The organism is Vibrio sp. FE10 (genome assembly GCF_030297155.1).
Classification (GTDB): domain Bacteria; phylum Pseudomonadota; class Gammaproteobacteria; order Enterobacterales; family Vibrionaceae; genus Vibrio; species Vibrio apostichopi.
This window is the reverse complement of the sequence record NZ_AP028067.1, coordinates 149,764-168,958: the sequence shown is the minus strand read 5'-3', so window position 1 is coordinate 168,958 and position 19,195 is coordinate 149,764. Positions and strand designations below refer to the sequence as shown.

The 19,195-nt window shown below is 43.8% G+C and carries 21 protein-coding genes and 1 riboswitch; of the genes, 10 read left to right on the top strand and 11 right to left on the bottom strand.

Annotated features, from left to right (window positions below; all coding sequences use genetic code 11):
- The first annotated feature begins 1 nt into the window (after position 1).
- The 3 genes from QUF19_RS00765 to QUF19_RS00755 are packed head-to-tail and all read left to right on the top strand — an operon-like array spanning position 2 to position 2,444.
- A complete protein-coding gene (locus tag QUF19_RS00765; RefSeq protein WP_286295374.1) occupies positions 2 to 1,033 on the top strand; it encodes a glycosyltransferase family 4 protein in 1,032 nt (343 codons plus the stop codon).
- Positions 1,030 to 1,509, top strand: a complete 480-nt coding sequence (gene coaD / locus QUF19_RS00760; protein ID WP_286295372.1) for a pantetheine-phosphate adenylyltransferase — start codon at positions 1,030 to 1,032, stop codon at positions 1,507 to 1,509. Before QUF19_RS00765 ends, coaD begins: the two co-directional genes overlap by 4 nt.
- Positions 1,506 to 2,444: a glycosyl transferase family 90 gene (locus QUF19_RS00755; RefSeq protein ID WP_286295370.1), complete on the top strand. Its 939-nt coding sequence runs from the start codon at positions 1,506 to 1,508 to the stop codon at positions 2,442 to 2,444. Before coaD ends, QUF19_RS00755 begins: the two co-directional genes overlap by 4 nt.
- A 25-nt stretch (positions 2,445 to 2,469) precedes the next feature.
- On the opposite strand, the gene mutM is transcribed toward QUF19_RS00755, so the two are convergent.
- The 5 genes from mutM to radC all read right to left on the bottom strand — a co-directional run bounded on the left by mutM (position 2,470) and on the right by radC (position 5,525).
- Complete coding sequence (mutM, locus tag QUF19_RS00750; protein ID WP_286295369.1) at positions 2,470 to 3,279, bottom strand: bifunctional DNA-formamidopyrimidine glycosylase/DNA-(apurinic or apyrimidinic site) lyase; 810 nt, start codon at positions 3,277 to 3,279, stop codon at positions 2,470 to 2,472.
- A gap of 2 nt (positions 3,280 to 3,281) precedes the next feature.
- Positions 3,282 to 3,848, bottom strand: coding sequence for a hypothetical protein (locus tag QUF19_RS00745; RefSeq protein WP_286295367.1), 567 nt, complete (start codon positions 3,846 to 3,848; stop codon positions 3,282 to 3,284).
- A gap of 292 nt (positions 3,849 to 4,140) precedes the next feature.
- A complete protein-coding gene (gene rpmG / locus QUF19_RS00740; RefSeq protein WP_002535344.1) occupies positions 4,141 to 4,308 on the bottom strand; it encodes a 50S ribosomal protein L33 in 168 nt (55 codons plus the stop codon).
- Between the two features lie 13 nt (positions 4,309 to 4,321).
- On the bottom strand, positions 4,322 to 4,558 hold the full coding sequence (gene rpmB, locus QUF19_RS00735; RefSeq protein ID WP_004728407.1) for a 50S ribosomal protein L28: 237 nt from the start codon (positions 4,556 to 4,558) through the stop codon (positions 4,322 to 4,324).
- 292 nt (positions 4,559 to 4,850) lie between these two features.
- Positions 4,851 to 5,525, bottom strand: coding sequence for a RadC family protein (radC, locus tag QUF19_RS00730; protein ID WP_280612585.1), 675 nt, complete (start codon positions 5,523 to 5,525; stop codon positions 4,851 to 4,853).
- Between the two features lie 222 nt (positions 5,526 to 5,747).
- Between radC and coaBC the strand changes: the two genes are divergently transcribed.
- The 3 genes from coaBC to lpxL all read left to right on the top strand — a co-directional run bounded on the left by coaBC (position 5,748) and on the right by lpxL (position 8,720).
- On the top strand, positions 5,748 to 6,989 hold the full coding sequence (gene coaBC, locus QUF19_RS00725) for a bifunctional phosphopantothenoylcysteine decarboxylase/phosphopantothenate--cysteine ligase CoaBC (RefSeq protein ID WP_286295358.1): 1,242 nt from the start codon (positions 5,748 to 5,750) through the stop codon (positions 6,987 to 6,989).
- A 138-nt stretch (positions 6,990 to 7,127) separates the two neighbouring features.
- Positions 7,128 to 7,718, top strand: a complete 591-nt coding sequence (gene slmA, locus QUF19_RS00720) for a nucleoid occlusion factor SlmA (RefSeq protein ID WP_016768952.1) — start codon at positions 7,128 to 7,130, stop codon at positions 7,716 to 7,718.
- 21 nt (positions 7,719 to 7,739) lie between these two features.
- Positions 7,740 to 8,720 (top strand): LpxL/LpxP family Kdo(2)-lipid IV(A) lauroyl/palmitoleoyl acyltransferase, encoded by a 981-nt coding sequence (gene lpxL, locus QUF19_RS00715; RefSeq protein ID WP_286295356.1) that lies wholly within the window; start codon positions 7,740 to 7,742, stop codon positions 8,718 to 8,720.
- A 138-nt stretch (positions 8,721 to 8,858) separates the two neighbouring features.
- Here the strand turns inward: lpxL and pyrE are convergent, their stop codons facing one another.
- Together pyrE and rph are read right to left on the bottom strand one after the other, a co-directional pair.
- Positions 8,859 to 9,500, bottom strand: coding sequence for an orotate phosphoribosyltransferase (gene pyrE, locus QUF19_RS00710; protein ID WP_286295355.1), 642 nt, complete (start codon positions 9,498 to 9,500; stop codon positions 8,859 to 8,861).
- Positions 9,501 to 9,714: 214 nt separating this feature from the next.
- The gene (gene rph, locus QUF19_RS00705) at positions 9,715 to 10,431 is read right to left on the bottom strand and encodes a ribonuclease PH (RefSeq protein ID WP_004735726.1); all 717 of its coding nucleotides are present in this window, start codon (positions 10,429 to 10,431) and stop codon (positions 9,715 to 9,717) included.
- Positions 10,432 to 10,679: 248 nt separating this feature from the next.
- On the opposite strand from rph, the gene QUF19_RS00700 reads away from it, so the two are divergent.
- Entirely contained in the window at positions 10,680 to 11,546 is an 867-nt protein-coding gene (locus QUF19_RS00700; protein ID WP_286295353.1) for a YicC/YloC family endoribonuclease, read from the top strand.
- Between the two features lie 327 nt (positions 11,547 to 11,873).
- Here QUF19_RS00700 and cspE read toward each other — a convergent pair whose 3' ends face one another.
- From cspE to QUF19_RS00680, 4 genes are all read right to left on the bottom strand, one after another.
- Positions 11,874 to 12,086, bottom strand: coding sequence for a transcription antiterminator/RNA stability regulator CspE (gene cspE, locus QUF19_RS00695; protein ID WP_004735656.1), 213 nt, complete (start codon positions 12,084 to 12,086; stop codon positions 11,874 to 11,876).
- 469 nt (positions 12,087 to 12,555) lie between these two features.
- On the bottom strand, positions 12,556 to 13,188 hold the full coding sequence (locus QUF19_RS00690) for an alternative oxidase (RefSeq protein WP_192889752.1): 633 nt from the start codon (positions 13,186 to 13,188) through the stop codon (positions 12,556 to 12,558).
- 218 nt (positions 13,189 to 13,406) lie between these two features.
- Positions 13,407 to 13,832, bottom strand: a complete 426-nt coding sequence (locus QUF19_RS00685) for a phosphate-starvation-inducible protein PsiE (RefSeq protein ID WP_017109195.1) — start codon at positions 13,830 to 13,832, stop codon at positions 13,407 to 13,409.
- 199 nt (positions 13,833 to 14,031) lie between these two features.
- Positions 14,032 to 15,402 carry an NCS2 family permease gene (locus QUF19_RS00680; RefSeq protein ID WP_102279022.1) on the bottom strand — a complete coding sequence of 457 codons (1,371 nt, stop codon included), beginning with the start codon at positions 15,400 to 15,402 and terminating at the stop codon, positions 14,032 to 14,034.
- A 58-nt stretch (positions 15,403 to 15,460) separates the two neighbouring features.
- A riboswitch (purine riboswitch) is annotated at positions 15,461 to 15,560 on the bottom strand.
- 324 nt (positions 15,561 to 15,884) lie between these two features.
- Here QUF19_RS00680 and gmk point away from each other — a divergent pair.
- From gmk to spoT, 3 genes are all read left to right on the top strand, one after another.
- Positions 15,885 to 16,508, top strand: a complete 624-nt coding sequence (gene gmk, locus QUF19_RS00675) for a guanylate kinase (protein ID WP_017109197.1) — start codon at positions 15,885 to 15,887, stop codon at positions 16,506 to 16,508.
- A 119-nt stretch (positions 16,509 to 16,627) separates the two neighbouring features.
- On the top strand, positions 16,628 to 16,900 hold the full coding sequence (gene rpoZ, locus QUF19_RS00670; RefSeq protein WP_009848003.1) for a DNA-directed RNA polymerase subunit omega: 273 nt from the start codon (positions 16,628 to 16,630) through the stop codon (positions 16,898 to 16,900).
- A gap of 39 nt (positions 16,901 to 16,939) precedes the next feature.
- Positions 16,940 to 19,066, top strand: coding sequence for a bifunctional GTP diphosphokinase/guanosine-3',5'-bis pyrophosphate 3'-pyrophosphohydrolase (gene spoT / locus QUF19_RS00665; protein ID WP_286295351.1), 2,127 nt, complete (start codon positions 16,940 to 16,942; stop codon positions 19,064 to 19,066).
- Positions 19,067 to 19,195: the final 129 nt, after the last annotated feature.

The window sequence follows — 19,195 nt, the reverse complement described above, 5'->3', positions numbered from 1 at the left end:
AATGCATATTTGTCACGTCAATTTGGCGTCAGGCTATCATGGAGGAGAAAACCAAACTCTCACTTTGATCAAACATCAAATAGAGCTAGGGTACTCACTTACAGTAGTTGCTAACCCCATAAGCCCATTTTACACCGCAGTTAGCCAGCTAAGCTGTAAATTGGTGCCGTCAACACACTACCTAAAAAAGCATTCTAGATCTATTACTGATGGCTGCAAGCTAATTCATGTGCATGAAGGAAGAGCTATCTATTGGGCGTTAATTCAAAGTATGCTCTATAAAGTCCCATATATAATTACACGCCGAATTGACAACTCTCTTAAGAAAAGGTTCTTCGCAAATCTAGCTTACTCAAGAGCTTCTTCGATTGTAGGTCTAAGTTCAGAAATAGTTAACGATATCAAAGATAAATATCCTCATAAAACGGTTTATAAAATTGCAAGTTCCCCGGTAAGTTACAATGTAAATGATCGAAACCTTGAAAAGTTAAAGCAACGATTTGAGAATAAGTTCCTAATTATCCATGCTGCAAATATGGTTAAGCACAAGGCATTTGATGTGTCGATAAAAGCCATGAAGCAACTGTCCGAGACCCATACTCATATACATCTTGCACTTCTTGGGGATGGGAAGGAACGAGACAATTTGGAGAGGATAGCTGGTGACGCCATGAATATCAGCTTTGAAGGTAAACAATCGAACATGGGGGATTGGTTTGCGGCCGCCCAGTTACAAATACATCCATCACATAGTGAAGGGCTTGGCTCTGTCATCTTGGAAGGTATTAAAGCAGGACTGCCTGTAATTGCTACAAATACAGGAGGGATACCAGATATAATAACTCATGGAACGAGCGGCTTACTCATAAATACAGATGACCCGATAGCTTTAGCGAATGCCATTGTAAAAATTGAACAAAGCGCAAGTCTTCAAGCAATGCTAAAAACAGGTGGGCAAGAGAAAATAAAATTTTTTGATATTGGCTCAGCAGCTAAGAAATACGAAAATATTTATAAGAAGGTCAAAAAATGAAACATGTAATTTATCCAGGAACTTTTGATCCCTTAACTAATGGACATCTTAATATCATAGAGCGCACATCTGGCATGTTTGACTCTCTAGTTATAGGCGTAGCCGCAAGCCCATCAAAAAAAACCATGTTTAGCCTAAATGAGAGAGTTAATCTAGTTCAAGAGTCATGTAAGCATCTCACAAATGTCTCTGTTGTGGGCTTTAGTGGTTTACTAGTAGATTTCGCGAGAGAGCAAGAAGCAAATATTCTGATTCGAGGCTTACGCACAACTATGGACTTTGAGTATGAATTTGGTTTAACCAGTATGTATAGAAAACTCCTTCCTGAGCTTGAAAGTATTTTCTTAACCCCAAGTGAAGAGTATGCATTTCTTTCATCAACAATCGTCCGAGAAGTTGCAATACACAAAGGAAATGTTGCTCAATTTGTACCCGCCCCTGTTAATCAAGCTCTCTTACATAAGCTAAAGTCATGAGAAAACTAAAGTATTACCTATCAAATAGTTTACTTACTATTTTACCTGCTGCTTTTTTTCGCCAATACGCAAAAAAAACTTTAGATTCCGCATTTAAATACGATCAAAATTACATTAAACAACGCGTTGACTACTATTGTAAACTCGAATCCAACTTTGAGTTACCTGAAACAAACTCAACACTAGTACGAGACTTCACTAAGACAGGTGGCACAACTTATTACTATGACCTGCTCAAAGTCGTTAAAGCTTTCCCCAATAAGTATGCGTTTAGCTATGTTAATGGGGATGTAACAACAGTCCCCAAAGAACCTAGTTTTTTAAAAAGTCGTCCGATCGAAGGAAACAATGATAATTCGATAATCCTCAAGCTCAACGCAATCAGGCACTATGTATTTATAGATAAGGATAAACCATATAAAAGTAAGAAGGATATGGCCGTTTGGCGTGGTGCTGGGTTTAGGGCTAACCGCCTAAAGTTGTTAGAAATGTACGTAGATCACCCAAGATTCAACATTGGTGAGACTCGCCCTTTAAAAGCAGATCCAAAACGAAGTAAATATAAAAAAAGTCCTTTGTCATTAGAAGAGCAGCTAGAGTACAAATTTATTATCAGTTTAGAAGGCCGCGACGTTGCAACTAACTTAAAATGGATAATGTCTTCTAATTCCCTCTGCTTTACTCCTAAGCTTCAATACGAAACTTGGTTTATGGAAGGCAAACTAAAAGCTGGAATCCATTTTGTTGAAGTTAAAGATGATTTCTCTGACCTTGTCCAGAAAATGGATTATTACTTAGAGCACCCTGAAGAAGCGGAAATAATAATCCAAAACGCAAACCTGTGGGTTGAGCAATTCAAGAATACAAAGCAGGAACGCCTTATATCGTTACTTGTTGCTAAAAAATACTTTGATAAGTCAGGGCAGCAAGTCTAACTAAACTCTAGTCCCATCAACATAGTTAGCCCTGACATTGAGAGCAAAAAAACGTATTCCTCTGTCCGATTTTTTGCTCTTCAAGTTTCTCACCACAACTAGGGCACTCTTCACCCGCTTTTCCATAAACTTGCAGCTCTTGAGCGAAGTATCCCGGTTTACCATCCGCTTGGGCGAAGTCTTTGAGTGTGGTACCGCCTTGTTTGATGGCAGTCGCGAGTACTTGTTTGATCTCTTTGGTTAACAAGGCCCACTCTTCTTTTGTCACTTTGCTTGCTGGGCGCAAAGGGTGAATTCGTGAAGAAAACAGCGCTTCATTGGCGTATATATTTCCCACACCGACCACTACTTTGTTGTCCATAATGAACTGTTTGACGGCAACTTTACGCTTTTCTGCTTTCTCAGCAACGTAATCAGCGTTGAAGTCATCGGTTAGTGGTTCAGGGCCAGAACCAAGTAACACAGTATGTATCTCATCCGGTGCCGACCATAACCACGCACCAAAGCGACGCGGATCGTTGTAACGCAATATCTTGCCATTGGTTAACTTAAGATCTACGTGATCGTGTTTTGCTGGCGGGAAATCGGCATCTAAAACACGTAATGAACCAGACATACCAAGGTGAACAATGGCTGTGCCTGTATCAGTTTCTATCAATAGGTACTTAGCTCGGCGTGAGATAGAGCGAATCACCTGCCCTTCTAATCGCTTAAGCTCTTGAGGAATATCCCAGCGCAGCTTAGGCGTTCGAAAAGTCAGGGATTTAATCTTCTCACCGACTAAATGAGGCGAGATCCCCATGCGGCTTACTTCGACTTCAGGTAATTCAGGCATAGTTAGTCGTCCGATTTAGGTAGTTTGTCTGATGTAGATAGCTTGTCTGACTTAAATGACTGGTCTGAGCCAAAGCTTGGAAACAAGTAGCTCTCTTCAATAGACACCGCCAGCCACTGATCATTCCAGTTTTTTAGCAACCAAAACTCAGGCAGTTGATAATAGGTAATGCGTTGTGGTTCTTCTTGATCTTGATACCATACTTCAATGGTGTGTGGCGTATTCAGCTGGGGAGTAAGGTCAGTATAGGTTTTAGAGTCGACTTCCGTGCCTACTAGCTGCTGCCAGCGTTGCGATAACTCTTGGGCACTCACACTTTGCTCTAATGCCGGTTCTTTCATTTGATAAATCCAATGGCCGTCTTCTTGTACTACCGACCACTTAGAAAAATGTAAGGCTTGAAGTTCTGCTGTTGGGTTTAAGAGGTAAGGATAAGGACTGCTTACCTGAAGTTCAGGCTCAGGTTCGATAAGGTACGTTTTGATCAATGTTGGCAGGTTTAACACCCCAATAAAAGCGATCACGCTTAACATGAGTATGTTGTTCCACCGACGTCCACGATATCTCATCTGATTCTGCTCATCTAACCTATTGAGTGTTCAGTATATCGTGAAAATGGCGACACATTCTATGTTGAGCAATTTTCTATCATATAAGCCCATCGGAAAGTGTACCGTCTGTACGGTAGGTGCCAAATTGAGCCAATGAAACTTACGTCTATCAAAAACACTGAGTCTTCTCGAAAAAGCTTAAGCTTCTCAAAACAATGGGACTTCCCAAATTTTGGGCATAAAAAAACCCAGCTATAAGCTGGGTTTTTAATTTATTCTTCTATAAAAGAAGAGACAAAGGGGCTATCAATTACTTGATTTTAGCTTCTTTGTACATAACGTGCTGGCGAACTACTGGATCAAACTTTTTGATCTCAAATTTGCCTGGCATGTTACGCTTGTTCTTGTCAGTTGTGTAGAAGTGACCAGTTCCAGCAGAAGATACTAGACGGATTTTCTCACGAATGCCTTTAGCCATTGCTTAATTCCTCTTAAACGTTTTCGCCACGTGCACGGATATCAACAAGAACAGCATCGATGCCTTTCTTATCAATAATACGCATGCCTTTAGCAGTTAGACGTAGTTTAACAAAACGTTTTTCGCTCTCTACCCAGAAACGGTGAGTTTGTAGGTTCGGCAGAAAACGACGCTTGGTAGCATTGCGTGCGTGTGAACGGTTGTTACCCGTTACTGGACGCTTACCAGTTACTTGACATACTCGGGACATGAATGTCTCTCCAAATCGTTTCAGCTCGATATCAACCTTGGTGGCCGAACCTCTCTATCAATTCTGAAAATAGAGGTAAAAACCATAATGGAAAATCCATTCAAGGCTATCAAAGGTCGCGTATTATACTAACTTGACATGCATTGCTCAAGACCCGAACAGATCCTTTTTAAGGATTTCGTGATCTTTTTTTGAACAGGGCAGCTATTTGAGTAATCAGAGCTGATTTAAGGTTCTAAAATGTGGGCGGAATGATAGCAGATTTAACGCAACTAACAACCTAAAATGTGATTCAAATCCATCCACGCTCTGCAAAAGAGATAACTTCGCCATCTCCAACCACAAAATGGTCGAGAATTCGGATGTCCACTAGCGCCAATGCGTCGGTTAATCTACGTGTAATTCGCCTATCTGCTTGGCTTGGCTCCGCGACACCAGAAGGATGGTTGTGCGCTAGGATTAAAGCGGCTGCATTATGATGAAGCGCCCGTTTCACTACTTCTCTCGGGTATACCGATGCGGCATCGATGGTTCCTTCAAACATAACTTCGTCCTTTATTACCCTATTTTGATTATCTAGGAACAATATATAGAAGGCTTCTCGCTGGCGGTCGCGCAACATACTCGAAAGATACAGTTTGGTATGGTTTGGACTGGTTAACGCATCCCCTCGAGATAAAGTCTCAGCTAAATAACGTTGCGTCATCTCCAAAACAGCCTGCAATTGGACATATTTCGCCTGCCCCATCCCTTTATGAGCACAAAACTCAGTCTCGGTTGCAGAAAAAAGTTGGCGCAGCGAACCAAAATCTTTGATCAACTTGTCAGAAAGCTCTAAAACATTCATTCCTTGTGTGCCCGTTCGAAGAAATATCGCTAACAACTCCGCATCACTTAAAGAATCAGGCCCTCGACTCAGTAACTTTTCTCTTGGCATCGACTCAACAGGCATCTTACTTATAGGCATATAAAGGCTATTTAAGGTCATGAATACGACCCGTCAGCTTAATGAGCTTGCAACCAGAGATCCTTTGATAAAGAGAAAAGGAAACGAGTCGCTAGCAAAACCGTGTAATTGATAGGTTTGATAACACCAACTTGATGAGTATCAAATCTGTTCGAGCTCTGCTTCTAGGCACTAATCCTTTGTTCTGATATCGTTAGCCCAGAGAAATTAAGGAACAGAATCATGCAAACATTGGTTAATCAACTGAGTAACGCTGACCAACAAGGCCTAGCTGGAAAAAAAATCCTCCTTGGCATTAGTGGTGGTATCGCTGCGTATAAATGTGCCGAACTGACTCGACGCTTAATTGAACGTGGCGCGCAGGTACAAGTCGTCATGACGAATGCAGCCAAGGAGTTCATCACTCCTCTCACCATGCAAGCCGTCTCTGGAAGGCCAGTGTCTGATAGTTTGCTTGATCCTGCTGCTGAAGCTTCCATGGGACATATCGAACTGGCGAAATGGGCTGACCTCGTGTTATTAGCACCCGCAACCGCTGATCTGATTGCGCGTATGACCGCAGGCATGGGTAACGACCTACTGACCACTTTGGTTTTAGCAACCGATGCGCCAGTTGCGGTATCTCCAGCAATGAACCAACAAATGTACAGCAACCCTGCAACTCAAGAGAACATCGCTACACTAAAACGTCGTGGTTGTGAGATCTGGGGACCCGCTGCTGGTGAACAGGCCTGTGGTGATGTCGGTATGGGTCGCATGTTAGAACCAATGCAACTCGTACATCGTTGTGAAGACTTCTTCCAACCTAAACCGCTTGCTGGCCGTTCTGTATTGATTACGGCAGGTCCAACTCGTGAAGCCATCGATCCTGTGCGTTACATTACTAACCACAGCTCAGGTAAAATGGGCTATGCACTGGCTGAAGCAGCCGCTAAACAAGGCGCAACAGTGACTCTAGTCAGCGGCCCTGTATCACTAGCAACGCCGAACAAGGTTAATCGTATTGATGTCGACAGCGCACAACAGATGTTTGATGCCGTTAGTACCAACGCTGCTCAGCACGATATTTTCATCAGCTGCGCTGCGGTTGCCGATTACCGCCCTGAGACCATCGCAGACCAGAAGCTTAAAAAAGTGGATGGTGAAGATGACATGACTATTCAAATGGTTAAGAACCCAGACATTGTCGCTTCTGTTGCCTCAATGACCGAAGGCCGTCCATTTACCGTAGGCTTCGCTGCAGAAACTCAAGATGTAGAGAAATACGCTCGCGGTAAGCTGGAAAGAAAGAACCTCGACATGATTTGCGCCAACGATGTCTCTGTCGAAGGCCAAGGCTTCAATAGCAGTAGCAATGAATTGCACCTTTATTGGAAAGGCGGTGATAAATCTTTGCCTCTTGATAGCAAAGACACACTTGGTTTTAAGATCCTCGATCAGATCCAACAACTTATTGTCGAATAAACGCGCAATTTCGCTCTGACAATCTGCTGACACCTCTCGATTCTGTTGACCTAGGTCTTACAAAACTAGGAACAGAATTGAATGGTGTTTATAATCCTGCTTCACTCAATCCTCATCTTTAGGAAAGGAAGTAAATAGATGGCTGGTACTCGAAAATCAAACCGTCGTGAAGAAATCCTGCAAGCACTGGCACAAATGTTGGAATCGACCGAAGGTGCTTCTCGTATCACAACGGTAAAATTGGCCAAGCAAGTCGGCGTATCTGAAGCGGCTCTCTACCGCCACTTCCCAAGTAAAGCACGCATGTTTGAAGGCTTAATCGAGTTCATTGAAGAAGCGTTGATGTCTCGAATCAACCGTATTCTAGATGAAGAGAAAGACACACTTGAGCGTATTCGCTTAGTCATGCAGCTTATCTTGGTCTTTTCTGAGCGTAATCCTGGATTGACTCGTATTTTATCGGGCCATGCTCTAATGTTTGAAAATGAGCGCCTGCGTGAACGAATCAATCAGCTTTTTGAGCGTATTGAAACTCAGCTTCGACAAATCCTGCGTGAAAGAAAACTTCGTGAAGGGAAATCGTTCCCGGTTGATGAGAAAATCTTAGCGGCTCAACTACTCGGTCAGGTTGAAGGCAGTCTGAATCGATTTGTTCGCTCTGATTTCAAATATCAACCAACCGAAAATTTTGATGCTTACTGGGCACTGCTGAGCGCTCAAATTAAGTAAACCCAACCTTAAGTGATGGTTATGACGACGAAAACTTCTCCGGAAAACAGCACCGCACAACACGTTCTTACTAAGCCACCTTTTACCTTGGCTTTGCTCCACCCTAAACATTGGGGAGTTTGGTTCGGTTTTGGGTTACTGGCTTTTCTCGTTAACGTTCTACCTTACCGTGTATTACTGCTGTTAGGCCGTTCATTAGGCTCTCTTGGCGCTCGTTATGGCAAAAAGCGTGTGGCAGTCGCAACACGTAACCTTGAGCTTGCCTTCCCAGATAAGCCAGCAGACGAAGTCGCAGCAATGGTCAGTGAGAACTTCAAGAACACCGGTATGGCACTGATCGAAACTGGCATTACTTGGTTTTGGCCTACGTGGCGCTTCAAGCGCATCCTAGTAGACAAAGACACTCAGATGCTGCGTACGCACAAAGCCAATGGCAAAGGCGTTCTTTTGTGCTGTGTACATGCCTTAAACCTAGAGATCACCGCCCGAGCAATGGCTGTTCTTGGTATTTCAGGTTTAGGTGTTTATCGCCCGCACAACAATCCGGCTTATGAATTTATTCAATACCGTGGTCGTACTCAAAACGGCAACCGTCTGATTCACCGAAAAGACGTGAAACGCATGATTCGAATTCTGCGTCAGGGTGAGATCCTTTTCTACCTGCCGGATCATGATTACGGCCGTAGCAAGTCTGTGTTTGTACCTTTCTTCGCGGTACCTGATGCGTGTACCACAACAGGCACCAGTATTCTGGCTTACACTAGCCGATGTGCACTTGTTCCGGGGTCTGGTTTTAGAAATGCCGACGGCAAATATGAAATCATGGCTGATGAGTCAATCGAAGAAAACTATCCGCAGAAAGATGAGAAAGCGGCTGCAACTTATATGAACAGTTATCTTGAGAAGATCATCTTACGAGCGCCAGAGCAATGGATGTGGCTACACAAGCGCTTCAAGACTATGGAAGATCCAGAAGTTGAACGCGGCATCCGCTACAAATAGAGCGCCTATCTTCAGATAAGAAAGCAGCTCACCTCAATAGAAAAGTAAAAGGCTCGAAAGAATTTCATCTCTCAGGCCTTTCTCTTTTTGAAATTCTAAACCTAGGTATCTAAACCATCAGGTTCAGAACTTCAGGCATTAGATACCATATTGAGAGCGGTACGCTTTTACTGACTCAAGATGTGCTGCGTCTGTTCCTTTCTCTTCAAGGAAAGTCACCAGGTCAGTCAGGCTAACGATTGAGATAATCGCACAACCGAAGTCACGCTCTACTTCTTGAATCGCAGACAACTCACCTTTGCCCTTCTCTTGACGGTCGATAGCAACCAGAACACCCGCTAAGTCAGCGCCGTTTGCTTGGATGATTTCCATCGACTCACGGATCGCAGTACCCGCAGTGATCACGTCATCCACTAACATGATACGACCTTCAAGTTCGCTACCCACTAGGTTGCCACCTTCACCGTGGTTTTTCGCTTCTTTACGGTTGAAACAGTAAGGCGTGTCCACATCGTGGTGATCCGCTAGTGCAACCGCTGTTGTTGTTGCGATTGGGATACCTTTGTATGCAGGGCCAAATAGTACGTCGAACTCAATACCTGAATCTGCTAATGCTGCTGCGTAGAAGCGACCTAAGCGTGCAAGGTCACGACCTGTATTAAACAATCCAGCATTGAAGAAGTAAGGGCTCTTACGGCCAGACTTTAAAGTAAACTCACCAAACTTAAGTACTTCTTTCTCTAGTGCAAATTCAATAAATTCACGTTGATATGCTTTCATGTTTTTCCTCTACGTTTATCCAATAAAACTTAATTAACTTAAACTCATCTCAGTATCTTCTAAGTAGTCGTGCTTTCCGCTAGGCAACAAGCTTGCGAACCCCGTGAGCTTACGAGTAGTAAGTGATTCGGGTGAGCAAGCGCAGTTAACAACGCGGAGGGCGCGAATACGACGAAGATAAAAAAATAGCCCCCAATGTGGGAGCTATTAAAAACTAATCGGCCAACGCAGCTTTCTGCGCTTCGACGATATCGGTAATGCCCTTATTCGCCAGGGCTAAAAGCTGCATCAGCTCTTCGTGGCTGAACGGTTCGCCTTCTGCGGTGCCTTGAATCTCAATCATCTTACCGTCTTCCGTCATTACAACGTTCATATCGGTATCGGCTGCTGAGTCTTCAACGTACTCAAGGTCACACAGTGCTTGTGCACCAACGATGCCCACTGAAACTGCCGCTACGTGGCCTTTCATTGGGTTCTTTTTCAGTTTACCGCTTGCTAGTAGGCTGTTGATAGCATCAGCCATTGCAACGCTTGCACCTGAGATAGAAGCAGTACGAGTGCCGCCATCTGCTTGGATAACATCACAATCGACAGTGATCATGATTTCACCCATTACTTTCAGGTCAACAACTGCACGTAGGCTACGAGCGATCAGACGTTGGATTTCCATCGTACGACCACCTTGCTTACCGCTCGCCGCTTCACGACGGTTACGAGTGTGCGTTGCACGTGGCAGCATGCCGTATTCAGCCGTTACCCAACCCTTTCCTTGGCCTTTTAACCAACGCGGTACGTTTTCTTCTACCGTCGCATTACATAGAACTTTAGTGTTGCCGAACTCAACTAATACAGAACCCTCAGCATAAGCTGTGTAGTTACGAGTAATTTTAATTGGACGAATTTGATCTACAGCGCGGTCATTTGGACGCATTGGTATCTACCTTATTAACAGTCTGAAGTGATTTACTATCGAAAGAGTGCATCACCTAAGAAAGGGGTGAGACAGTTTTGATTGGGGCAAGATTATATAGCAGTTTATCTTTCAAATCTATTTACCGTTCAAAGCTATTTATCATGAAAGGCTATTTATAGTGAAAAGCGACAAGCTTCGGGAGCACACCATATCGTGATACTATGCGTGCGCGTTATTTTCAGAATGATAAAAGACAGGAAAATTCGATGATTTATAGTATGACCGCGTACGCACGCAAAGAAGTAAAAGGCGATTGGGGTACTGCAGTATGGGAAATCCGTAGTGTAAACCAACGCTACCTAGAAACTTACTTCCGTATGCCTGAACAGTTCCGTGGTTTAGAGCCAATCCTACGTGAGCGTTTCCGTAAGCGTCTAGCTCGCGGCAAGGTTGAATGTAACCTACGTTTTGAAGCAAACCCAGCAGCGAAAGGCGAGCTAAGCATTAACGAAGGTTTGGCTCAGCAAGTAATCAATGCTGCTAACCAAGTAATGACCATGACAGGTGAAGACAGCCGTCTGAACCCATTCCAAGTCATGAACTGGCCTGGCGTGATGGAAACTCCAGAGCAAGATATGGATGCCATCAACAAAGATTTACTTGAAGCATTCAACGATGCAATCGCAGAGTTCATTGACGCTCGTTCTCGTGAAGGCGAGAACATGAAGGCGCTAATCGTTCAGCGTTTAGATGCAATCACTGAAGAAGTAGTTAAAGTTCGTGCACGCATGCCTGAGATCCTAGAATGGCAACGTGAGCGTCTTCTTACCAAATTTGAAGATGCGAAAATTGAACTTGAAGGTTCTCGCGTTGAGCAAGAGCTTATTCTACTGGCTCAGAAGTCAGACGTGGCAGAAGAACTAGACCGTCTAGACTCTCACGTGAAAGAAGCGAATGTAGTATTGAAGAAAGGTGGCGCTTGTGGCCGTAAGCTTGACTTCATGATGCAAGAGTTCAACCGTGAGTCAAACACGCTAGCATCTAAGTCTATCAGCACAGACATCACAGCATCTGGCGTAGAGCTTAAGGTTCTTATCGAACAGATGCGTGAGCAGATCCAGAACATTGAATAACAGTTTGTCAGTAACACGCTGAATAGCCATTAGCTGAATCAGTGTTGATTAACTAACAGTGTTGATTAGATCAAGATAAGCTCCTAGTTTTAGGGGCTTTTTTATGGATACAATAATGACAATCAGGATGAGTAAGTTGAGCAGGTTGTTACGCAGGAGATTTGTTTGGAGCAAGAGATAGATACAGCTATAGATAAAACATAGAAGCGGATGTAACAAAGGATTTTAGAATATTTTGAGGGGGATATTACAGGTGGAACTAGAGGGGAAAGATTTGAGGGAGAAAGTGACGCAAGTTGCTAATGCAACTTGCGCCGACTTAAAATCTTATAGAGCTACAACGTTTGCAGCTTGAAGACCTTTTTGGCCTTGCTCTACTTCGAAAGACACTTGTTGGCCTTCTTTAAGAGTCTTGAAACCTTCAGATGCGATAGCACGGAAGTGAACGAATACGTCAGCGCCGCCGTTGTCTTGAGTTAGGAAACCGAAACCTTTCTCTTCGTTAAACCATTTTACTACGCCGTTTGTTTTGTTAGACATGATGTGTCCCTTATATAAAAATAAAAAATTAATCGCCAAAAGTGCGATGCGCTGAAAGCTTGAATTATTTAATGTATCTATGAAGCCAAGGGAAACACTGAGAATAACAATGAAGCAATACTAAGGGTTTTACTTTACAACTGGATGTTTCATTTAATAACTCTGAAAACAGAGCGACGCCATTCTTGGTGATCTGAGCCGGGTTGTAAAGCTTTATTTGAAAAAATTGATGATTTTTTGTTCGGTTAGCTTTTATTAAAGCCCTGCTATGCCGCAGAGCCTAATTTATAAGACTTTGATCTCAAAAAATTTACTCATAGTACGCACCCTAAAGCGCTCACTATCAAGTAAGAGCGTATTTCTCGAACCCACAGAAAAGATCAACCTAATCCCAGAATTTGAAGGCAATTAAGACGACTTTATTTACTGGTTGTTGAGCTTTATTTGTCATAACTCTGTCTTTTAATGACTAACACTGGTGATCGGGTAAGTCCTGGGTTTTATAGAGATCGGCAATGTCGTGATTCTTATCTCTATGTTTGGCTTCATCCTCTCTTATGCAGAAAAGCACATCCAAAAACATGGCATTCTCGGGTAAGCGATAGTATTTAATCGCAATCTCAGGCGCGGGATGGTTGGGCAACGTGCCATCTTGAATTTTCGAGATATATTCAGAGTAACTATTACAAGCTTCCTCTTCGAAATAACCAACGATCCTATGTGCCGTTTTAGATGAGACTAAGTAGATCACGCCATAGATAAGTAGAAAGATGAACTGTAATAGCATCACTAAAATGCGTTCTATAATAGACGGCTTGGTAACGGTAAGAAAAATCATCAAATGCATCCGTTCATTATCCGCTTCGTCCAATAGCTCTTTGATCCAACCACCGTCGTCTTTCATGCGGCGCAGAGCTTTGAGGTGGTTGAAGACTCCTGCCACCATACCCGGCACAGCAGCGATGGTTTCCAACAACATCGCTCGTTTGGCTAAGTGTTTTCCATAAAACAAGTTAAGTGTCTTTTTGAGAAGTCGAGTAACAAGAAGTGCAACCTTTTCGGAGAAAATTTCAGGTTTATAATGAGTGCTTTCAAAATGCATAGCGTGTTCCTTATATGAGTCTAATACCTACTAATCAACATTCATGCCAAGACACAAACCCTTATTCAGCAAGGAGAAAAAAACAATAAGAGTCATATTGACATAGTAACTTCAATTAAAATAAAGACACATAACAGTCTTATTGACTTAAACTAGAGGATAAAAAACCCAGCAACATGGCTGGGCTCTTAGTCTGCGTAGCTTATTACCTGATTGATTTACTCATCCGGCTGCTTGGTTCGAAGATCGACATATGGCCAGTAATGATGCCCGACTCGAATCAACAGTGTGGCTGCGGCTAAGATAAATGCGGCGACAGACAACCAAACGATAAGTACTGCATCTAACTCTTTCATACCTAAGGTGATGTAACGAGCAATCGCCATCATCGCGATGTAGATCGGGTATCGCACCGGGATCTTACCGTTCATCACAAACTGCTGAACCATCGCCAATACTTCCAAGTAAATGAACATCAGAAGAATGTCGGTCAGTTGCACTCGACGTTCCGCAAAGACGTGCATGAACTCTTCCATCATGGCAAACAGTGTCGCCAGTGTGATCGCCACCAATAGAACGGCTTCAAGAATGTGGAAAACCTTAAGGAAAGGCTTACTAAAAGACTTAGGTAAGTGAGAAGGCATAGTCACTCTTCAAAAATAATTAATCCAATCTCTACAATAGCATGCATCAATATAAGTCGCGCACTCTCAAGTTTAAGATAACATCATCAATTAAACGTGAGCCAAACAAGTAACAGATACAAAAATGGCCCCACATTCACTGCAGAGCCATCTATTGGTCTTTTACTTAACGACTTCTAGTGGTAGTGGCTAATTAGCCTTATAGTAGAATCAGGTAAGTTAAGAACACCACACACAGACCGTAGATAAGAGGGTGAACTTCTTTGCGCTTACCTGCCACAACCATAGTAAATGCGTAGCTGATGAAGCCCATCGCCATGCCGTTTGCTGGTGAGAAGCTTAAAACGGTGAACATGATGGTGAAGAAAGCTGCAATGCGTGACTCTTTCTTTTCCCAGTTAATCTGACCAAGACGACCTACCATGTAGATGCCCACCACAACCATCGCCGGCGCAACCATTGCCGCCGAGAAGATAGAGAAAATTGGGTATAGGAATAGCGAGATTAGGAACAAACCCGCAACCATCACTGCCGCTAAGCCTGTCTTCGCACCTTGAGAAGAAGCGATACCAGACTCAGAGAAAGCGGTGATAGATGTCGTACCAAGAATCGAACCAATCACCGTACCACCCGCATCAGCAACCAAAGCTGATTTCGCGTTTGGTACCTTGCCATCTTTGTCGATGATACCCGCATCACGACCAACACCAACAATCGTGCTTAAGCCATCGAAGAAATCGACAATCAGGAAGATAAGTACGATGAACAATAAATCGAACATTTTCTCAGGCGTGAAAGCTGAAAAATCAAAGATCGCACCGAAGCTTCCCGCCATGCTTGGTGGCATTGAAACGAATTGGTCTGGGATAGGAGCATTTGATGTGCCTAAGAACACGTCAGCCAAAATCGTCAATGCAATCGCCGAAACAAACGAGATAAACGTTGCCAGCTTAATATCACGAACCATACAGCCCAGAGCGATGAAGATACTCACATAAGCGATAACCACTTGTGGATCAGAGATGTCACCTAAGCCAACCAATACGAACGGGTTAGACACGATGATACCTGCATTCTTAAGGCCTAAGAAAGCAATGAACAAACCGAGAGACACGGTAATCGCCAACTTTAAATCTTCAGGAATCGACTCAATCATCGACTTACGAATATTGGTCAATGAGAAAGCAAGATAAAGGATACCCGATAGGAAGATGCCAAATAGCGCTTCATTCCAAAGTACTGCAACTGAACCACTTAACAATAAGCCTTTGAAGAAGCCGTTCATGCTCATGCCCGGAGCAAGCATCACTGGGTAGTTACCCCAAATGCCCATGATAAGCGTTGCGATAGCCGCTGAAAGAGCGGTTGCCGTAAATACTGCCCCTTTGTCCATTCCCGGGATGCCACCCAGAATTGCTGGGTTAACCGCCAAGATATAACTCATCGCTAAGAAGGTAATAAAACCTGCGTATAGCTCAGTGCTGATCGTGGTCTTTCTCTCTGAGAGTTTGAACATGGTGTCAAGCGAGCCAGACGTTTTCTGGGCTTTCAGGGTGGAGTCGGTATTCACAACAAAACCTATGTAATAAATTAAGAAATTTGAGATTCAAATGCTGTGAGAATAGAGGGGTCTCTACACTAAAAACTGTAGTCACCAAGGTAGGCTCGGTAGTAGAAACATCTAGTCCATATCACTAGATATATACAGCATTTAATCGTTTGCGCGGATTGTAAGGATTGAGATTAAAACTTCAACAATTTTTGTTCAGATCACATAAAAAACTGAACATGATAGGTCATTACATTTATATGAAGATCAGACAAAGGATCATTTGAGAATAAATAACGATCAAGTCAGTTGTTCTCAATCACCTAAATATGCTACTCTTCGCCTCCATTTTTCTGACCTAATTTTCACCAGTTGCACCTATTAGTTTTACTCGTTATTCCTTTATAGACGTAACCATCGGTACAAAAATTAGGGTCAGTGCTATCTTTTATAGTGTCGGTTTATCGCCCTCACTCAATCCAACCAACAGTGGAAATATACAGATGGGCATAGGTACTCTTTACATCGTATCTGCACCTAGTGGCGCAGGTAAATCGAGCTTGATCTCAGCAATGCTGGAAACCAATCCAACCTACGCAATGAAGGTATCTGTTTCACACACCACTCGCGGTATGCGCCCTGGTGAAGAAAATGGTGTTCACTACCACTTTGTAGAGAAACATCACTTTGAAGATCTCATCAAGAAGAGTGAGTTCCTAGAGTATGCTGAAGTATTCGGCAACTACTACGGCACTTCACGTGTTTGGATTGAAGAAAACCTAAACCGCGGTATCGATGTATTCCTAGATATCGACTGGCAAGGTGCTCGTCAGATCCGTGAACAAATGCCTCAAGCGAAGAGTGTCTTCATTCTTCCACCATCAAATGGTGAGCTAGAGCGTCGTTTGAATGTTCGCGGTCAAGATAGCGACGAAGTTATTGCGAAACGCATGAGCGAAGCAAAATCTGAGATTTCTCACTATGCAGAATACGATTATGTGATCGTGAATGATGACTTTGATGCAGCCTTAATGGACTTCAGAGCAATCATTCGTGCGGAGCGCTTAAAAGAAGATAAGCAAGCAGCTAAATACAGCGGCATGCTTACTGCTTTATTAGCGGAATAATCTAGATCCCCTAGATTTTCCATTGAGATAAGTATACGGTGAGCTAGAAAGTCTCTAGTTAAACTTGTATACTTTCTCGTCATCTAAAATTTATTAGTTAATTACTATTTGGAGTCCTCATGGCACGCGTAACTGTTCAAGACGCTGTTGAAAAAGTTGGCAACCGTTTCGACCTAGTTCTTATTGCGGCTCGCCGCGCACGTCAAATGCAAACTGGCGGCAAAGATTCACTAGTGCCTGAAGAAAACGATAAGCCAACGGTTATCGCTCTTCGCGAAATCGAAGAAGGTCTTATCACTAAAGACGTACTAGATGCTCGTGAGCGTCAAGAGCAACAAGAGCAAGAAGCGGCTGAACTAGCAGCAGTAAGCAGCATCGCTCACACTCGTTAATAGCGTTATTCGAACTAATTAACCTTCCGGGCCTTTAATTTGTATCTATTCGATAGCCTCAAAGACGTTGCCCAAGAATACCTAACAGAGCCTCAAATTGAGGCTCTGCGTCAATCTTATGTGGTAGCGAGAGACGCCCATGAAGGGCAAACCCGTTCAAGCGGTGAACCATACATTATCCACCCTGTAGCTGTTTCAAGAATCCTGGCAGAAATGCGTCTGGATATCGAAACCCTACAAGCAGCCTTGCTTCATGATGTCATCGAAGATTGTGATGTCACTAAAGAAGATCTAGAGGAAAAGTTCGGCAATACCGTTGCTGAATTGGTTGATGGTGTATCTAAGCTGGATAAGCTTAAATTTCGTGATCGCAAAGAAGCGCAAGCAGAGAACTTCCGCAAGATGGTTCTCGCCATGGTGCAAGACATCCGCGTTATCTTGATCAAATTAGCTGACCGTACTCACAACATGCGTACGCTTGGGGCACTTCGTCCTGACAAAAAACGTCGTATTGCTCGTGAAACCCTAGAGATCTATTCTCCGCTCGCTCATCGCCTTGGTATTCATAACATCAAGACTGAGCTAGAAGAGTTGGGCTTTGAAGCCCTCTATCCGAACCGTTATCGCGTACTCAGAAATGTAGTGAAAGCTGCGCGTGGTAACCGTAAGGAAATGATCCAACGTATCCATAGCGAAATTGAAGGCCGTCTTGAAGAAGTCGGTTTGTCTGCTCGCGTCGTGGGTCGTGAAAAGAACTTGTTCTCAATCTATAACAAGATGAAAACCAAAGAACAGCGCTTTCACACCATTATGGACATCTACGCTTTCCGCGTAGTGGTTGATACCCCAGACACTTGTTATCGCGCACTTGGCCAGGCTCACAGCTTGTACAAGCCACGTCCGGGCCGCATGAAAGATTACATTGCGGTACCAAAAGCCAACGGCTACCAATCTCTTCATACGTCAATGATCGGCCCTCACGGGGTACCTGTAGAGGTTCAGATCCGTACCGAAGATATGGAGCAAATGGCCGACAAAGGTGTCGCAGCACACTGGTCTTATAAAGGCAGTGGCTCACGCAGCAGCAATGGGACAACCGCACAGGTTAAAGCACAGCGTTGGATGCAGAGCTTACTTGAGCTTCAACAAAGCGCAGGTAACTCATTCGAATTCATTGAAAACGTTAAATCTGATCTGTTCCCAGATGAGATCTTCGTGTTCACGCCGAAAGGTCGCATCGTCGAACTTCCTGCGGGTGCAACAGCGGTCGATTTTGCTTACGCGGTACATACCGATGTGGGCAACATGTGTGTAGGTGCTCGTGTCGACATGAACCCTTACCCACTCAGCAAGTCGCTTAAGAACGGTCAAACCATTGAGATCATCAGTGCTCCGGGCGCACGTCCGAATGCAGCATGGCTCAACTACGTTGTGACCTCACGCGCTCGTACTAAGATCCGTCAGGTCCTGAAGACAATGCGCCGTGAAGAGTCGATTACGCTAGGTCGTCGTCTACTGAATCACGCACTTGGCGAACACTCTATTGCCGATATCGGCCAAGAGAACCTCGAGCATGTATTGTCTGACTTACGCCTAGAAAGCGTTGAAGACTTACTAGCATCGATTGGTCTTGGCGAGCTGATGAGTATCGTCATTGCTCGTCGCCTTCTGGGTGATGCTGACGAACTGACTGAAGTGAAAAACAACAGCGATGCGCCTAGGAAGAAATTAGCTATCCGTGGGGCTGAAGGTCTACTACTGACTTTTGCAAATTGTTGTCACCCGATCCCAGGCGATCATATCATTGCTCATGTATCTCCAGGTCGTGGCCTTGTGGTTCACCGTGAAACGTGTCCAAACGTTCGTGGCTACCAAAAAGAACCAGACAAATACATGGCGGTAGAATGGTCTGACGATTACGATCAAGAGTTCACGGCTGAACTTCAGATCGATCTGCAGAACCACCAAGGTGCACTGGCTGAGTTAACGAACGTTATCTCTAAAACGGGCTCAAACATTCACGGTATTTCAACCGAAGAACGTGATGGACGCCTGTACACAGTGACTATCTTGCTGACCACCAAAGATCGTGTTCACCTTGCAAGTATTATGAAAAAGCTCCGTGTGATGCCACACGCGCTCAAAGTAAGACGTCGCAAGAACTAGATCTAAAAGCAGACAGATAAAGCAGATGAGAGATACGAGTCTCGAGATGCGAAGAGCACAAGCTTTTCACTACTCAACTCTCCGTATTTCGAGTCTGCTTTAATTTTTTGTACCGCCCTGTTCTTTTCT

Excerpts from the sequence above, each read along its gene's own strand:
- QUF19_RS00765 (WP_286295374.1), top strand. The coding sequence starts at position 2 with ATGCATATTTGTCACGTCAATTTGGCGTCAGGCTATCATGGAGGAGAA.
- coaD (WP_286295372.1), top strand. The coding sequence starts at position 1,030 with ATGAAACATGTAATTTATCCAGGAACTTTTGATCCCTTAACTAATGGA.
- QUF19_RS00755 (WP_286295370.1), top strand. The coding sequence starts at position 1,506 with ATGAGAAAACTAAAGTATTACCTATCAAATAGTTTACTTACTATTTTA.
- mutM (WP_286295369.1), bottom strand. The coding sequence starts at position 3,279 with ATGCCTGAATTACCTGAAGTCGAAGTAAGCCGCATGGGGATCTCGCCT.
- QUF19_RS00745 (WP_286295367.1), bottom strand. The coding sequence starts at position 3,848 with ATGAGATATCGTGGACGTCGGTGGAACAACATACTCATGTTAAGCGTG.
- rpmG (WP_002535344.1), bottom strand. The coding sequence starts at position 4,308 with ATGGCTAAAGGCATTCGTGAGAAAATCCGTCTAGTATCTTCTGCTGGA.
- rpmB (WP_004728407.1), bottom strand. The coding sequence starts at position 4,558 with ATGTCCCGAGTATGTCAAGTAACTGGTAAGCGTCCAGTAACGGGTAAC.
- radC (WP_280612585.1), bottom strand. The coding sequence starts at position 5,525 with ATGCCTATAAGTAAGATGCCTGTTGAGTCGATGCCAAGAGAAAAGTTA.
- coaBC (WP_286295358.1), top strand. The coding sequence starts at position 5,748 with ATGCAAACATTGGTTAATCAACTGAGTAACGCTGACCAACAAGGCCTA.
- slmA (WP_016768952.1), top strand. The coding sequence starts at position 7,128 with ATGGCTGGTACTCGAAAATCAAACCGTCGTGAAGAAATCCTGCAAGCA.
- lpxL (WP_286295356.1), top strand. The coding sequence starts at position 7,740 with ATGACGACGAAAACTTCTCCGGAAAACAGCACCGCACAACACGTTCTT.
- pyrE (WP_286295355.1), bottom strand. The coding sequence starts at position 9,500 with ATGAAAGCATATCAACGTGAATTTATTGAATTTGCACTAGAGAAAGAA.
- rph (WP_004735726.1), bottom strand. The coding sequence starts at position 10,431 with ATGCGTCCAAATGACCGCGCTGTAGATCAAATTCGTCCAATTAAAATT.
- QUF19_RS00700 (WP_286295353.1), top strand. The coding sequence starts at position 10,680 with ATGATTTATAGTATGACCGCGTACGCACGCAAAGAAGTAAAAGGCGAT.
- cspE (WP_004735656.1), bottom strand. The coding sequence starts at position 12,086 with ATGTCTAACAAAACAAACGGCGTAGTAAAATGGTTTAACGAAGAGAAA.
- QUF19_RS00690 (WP_192889752.1), bottom strand. The coding sequence starts at position 13,188 with ATGCATTTTGAAAGCACTCATTATAAACCTGAAATTTTCTCCGAAAAG.
- QUF19_RS00685 (WP_017109195.1), bottom strand. The coding sequence starts at position 13,832 with ATGCCTTCTCACTTACCTAAGTCTTTTAGTAAGCCTTTCCTTAAGGTT.
- gmk (WP_017109197.1), top strand. The coding sequence starts at position 15,885 with ATGGGCATAGGTACTCTTTACATCGTATCTGCACCTAGTGGCGCAGGT.
- rpoZ (WP_009848003.1), top strand. The coding sequence starts at position 16,628 with ATGGCACGCGTAACTGTTCAAGACGCTGTTGAAAAAGTTGGCAACCGT.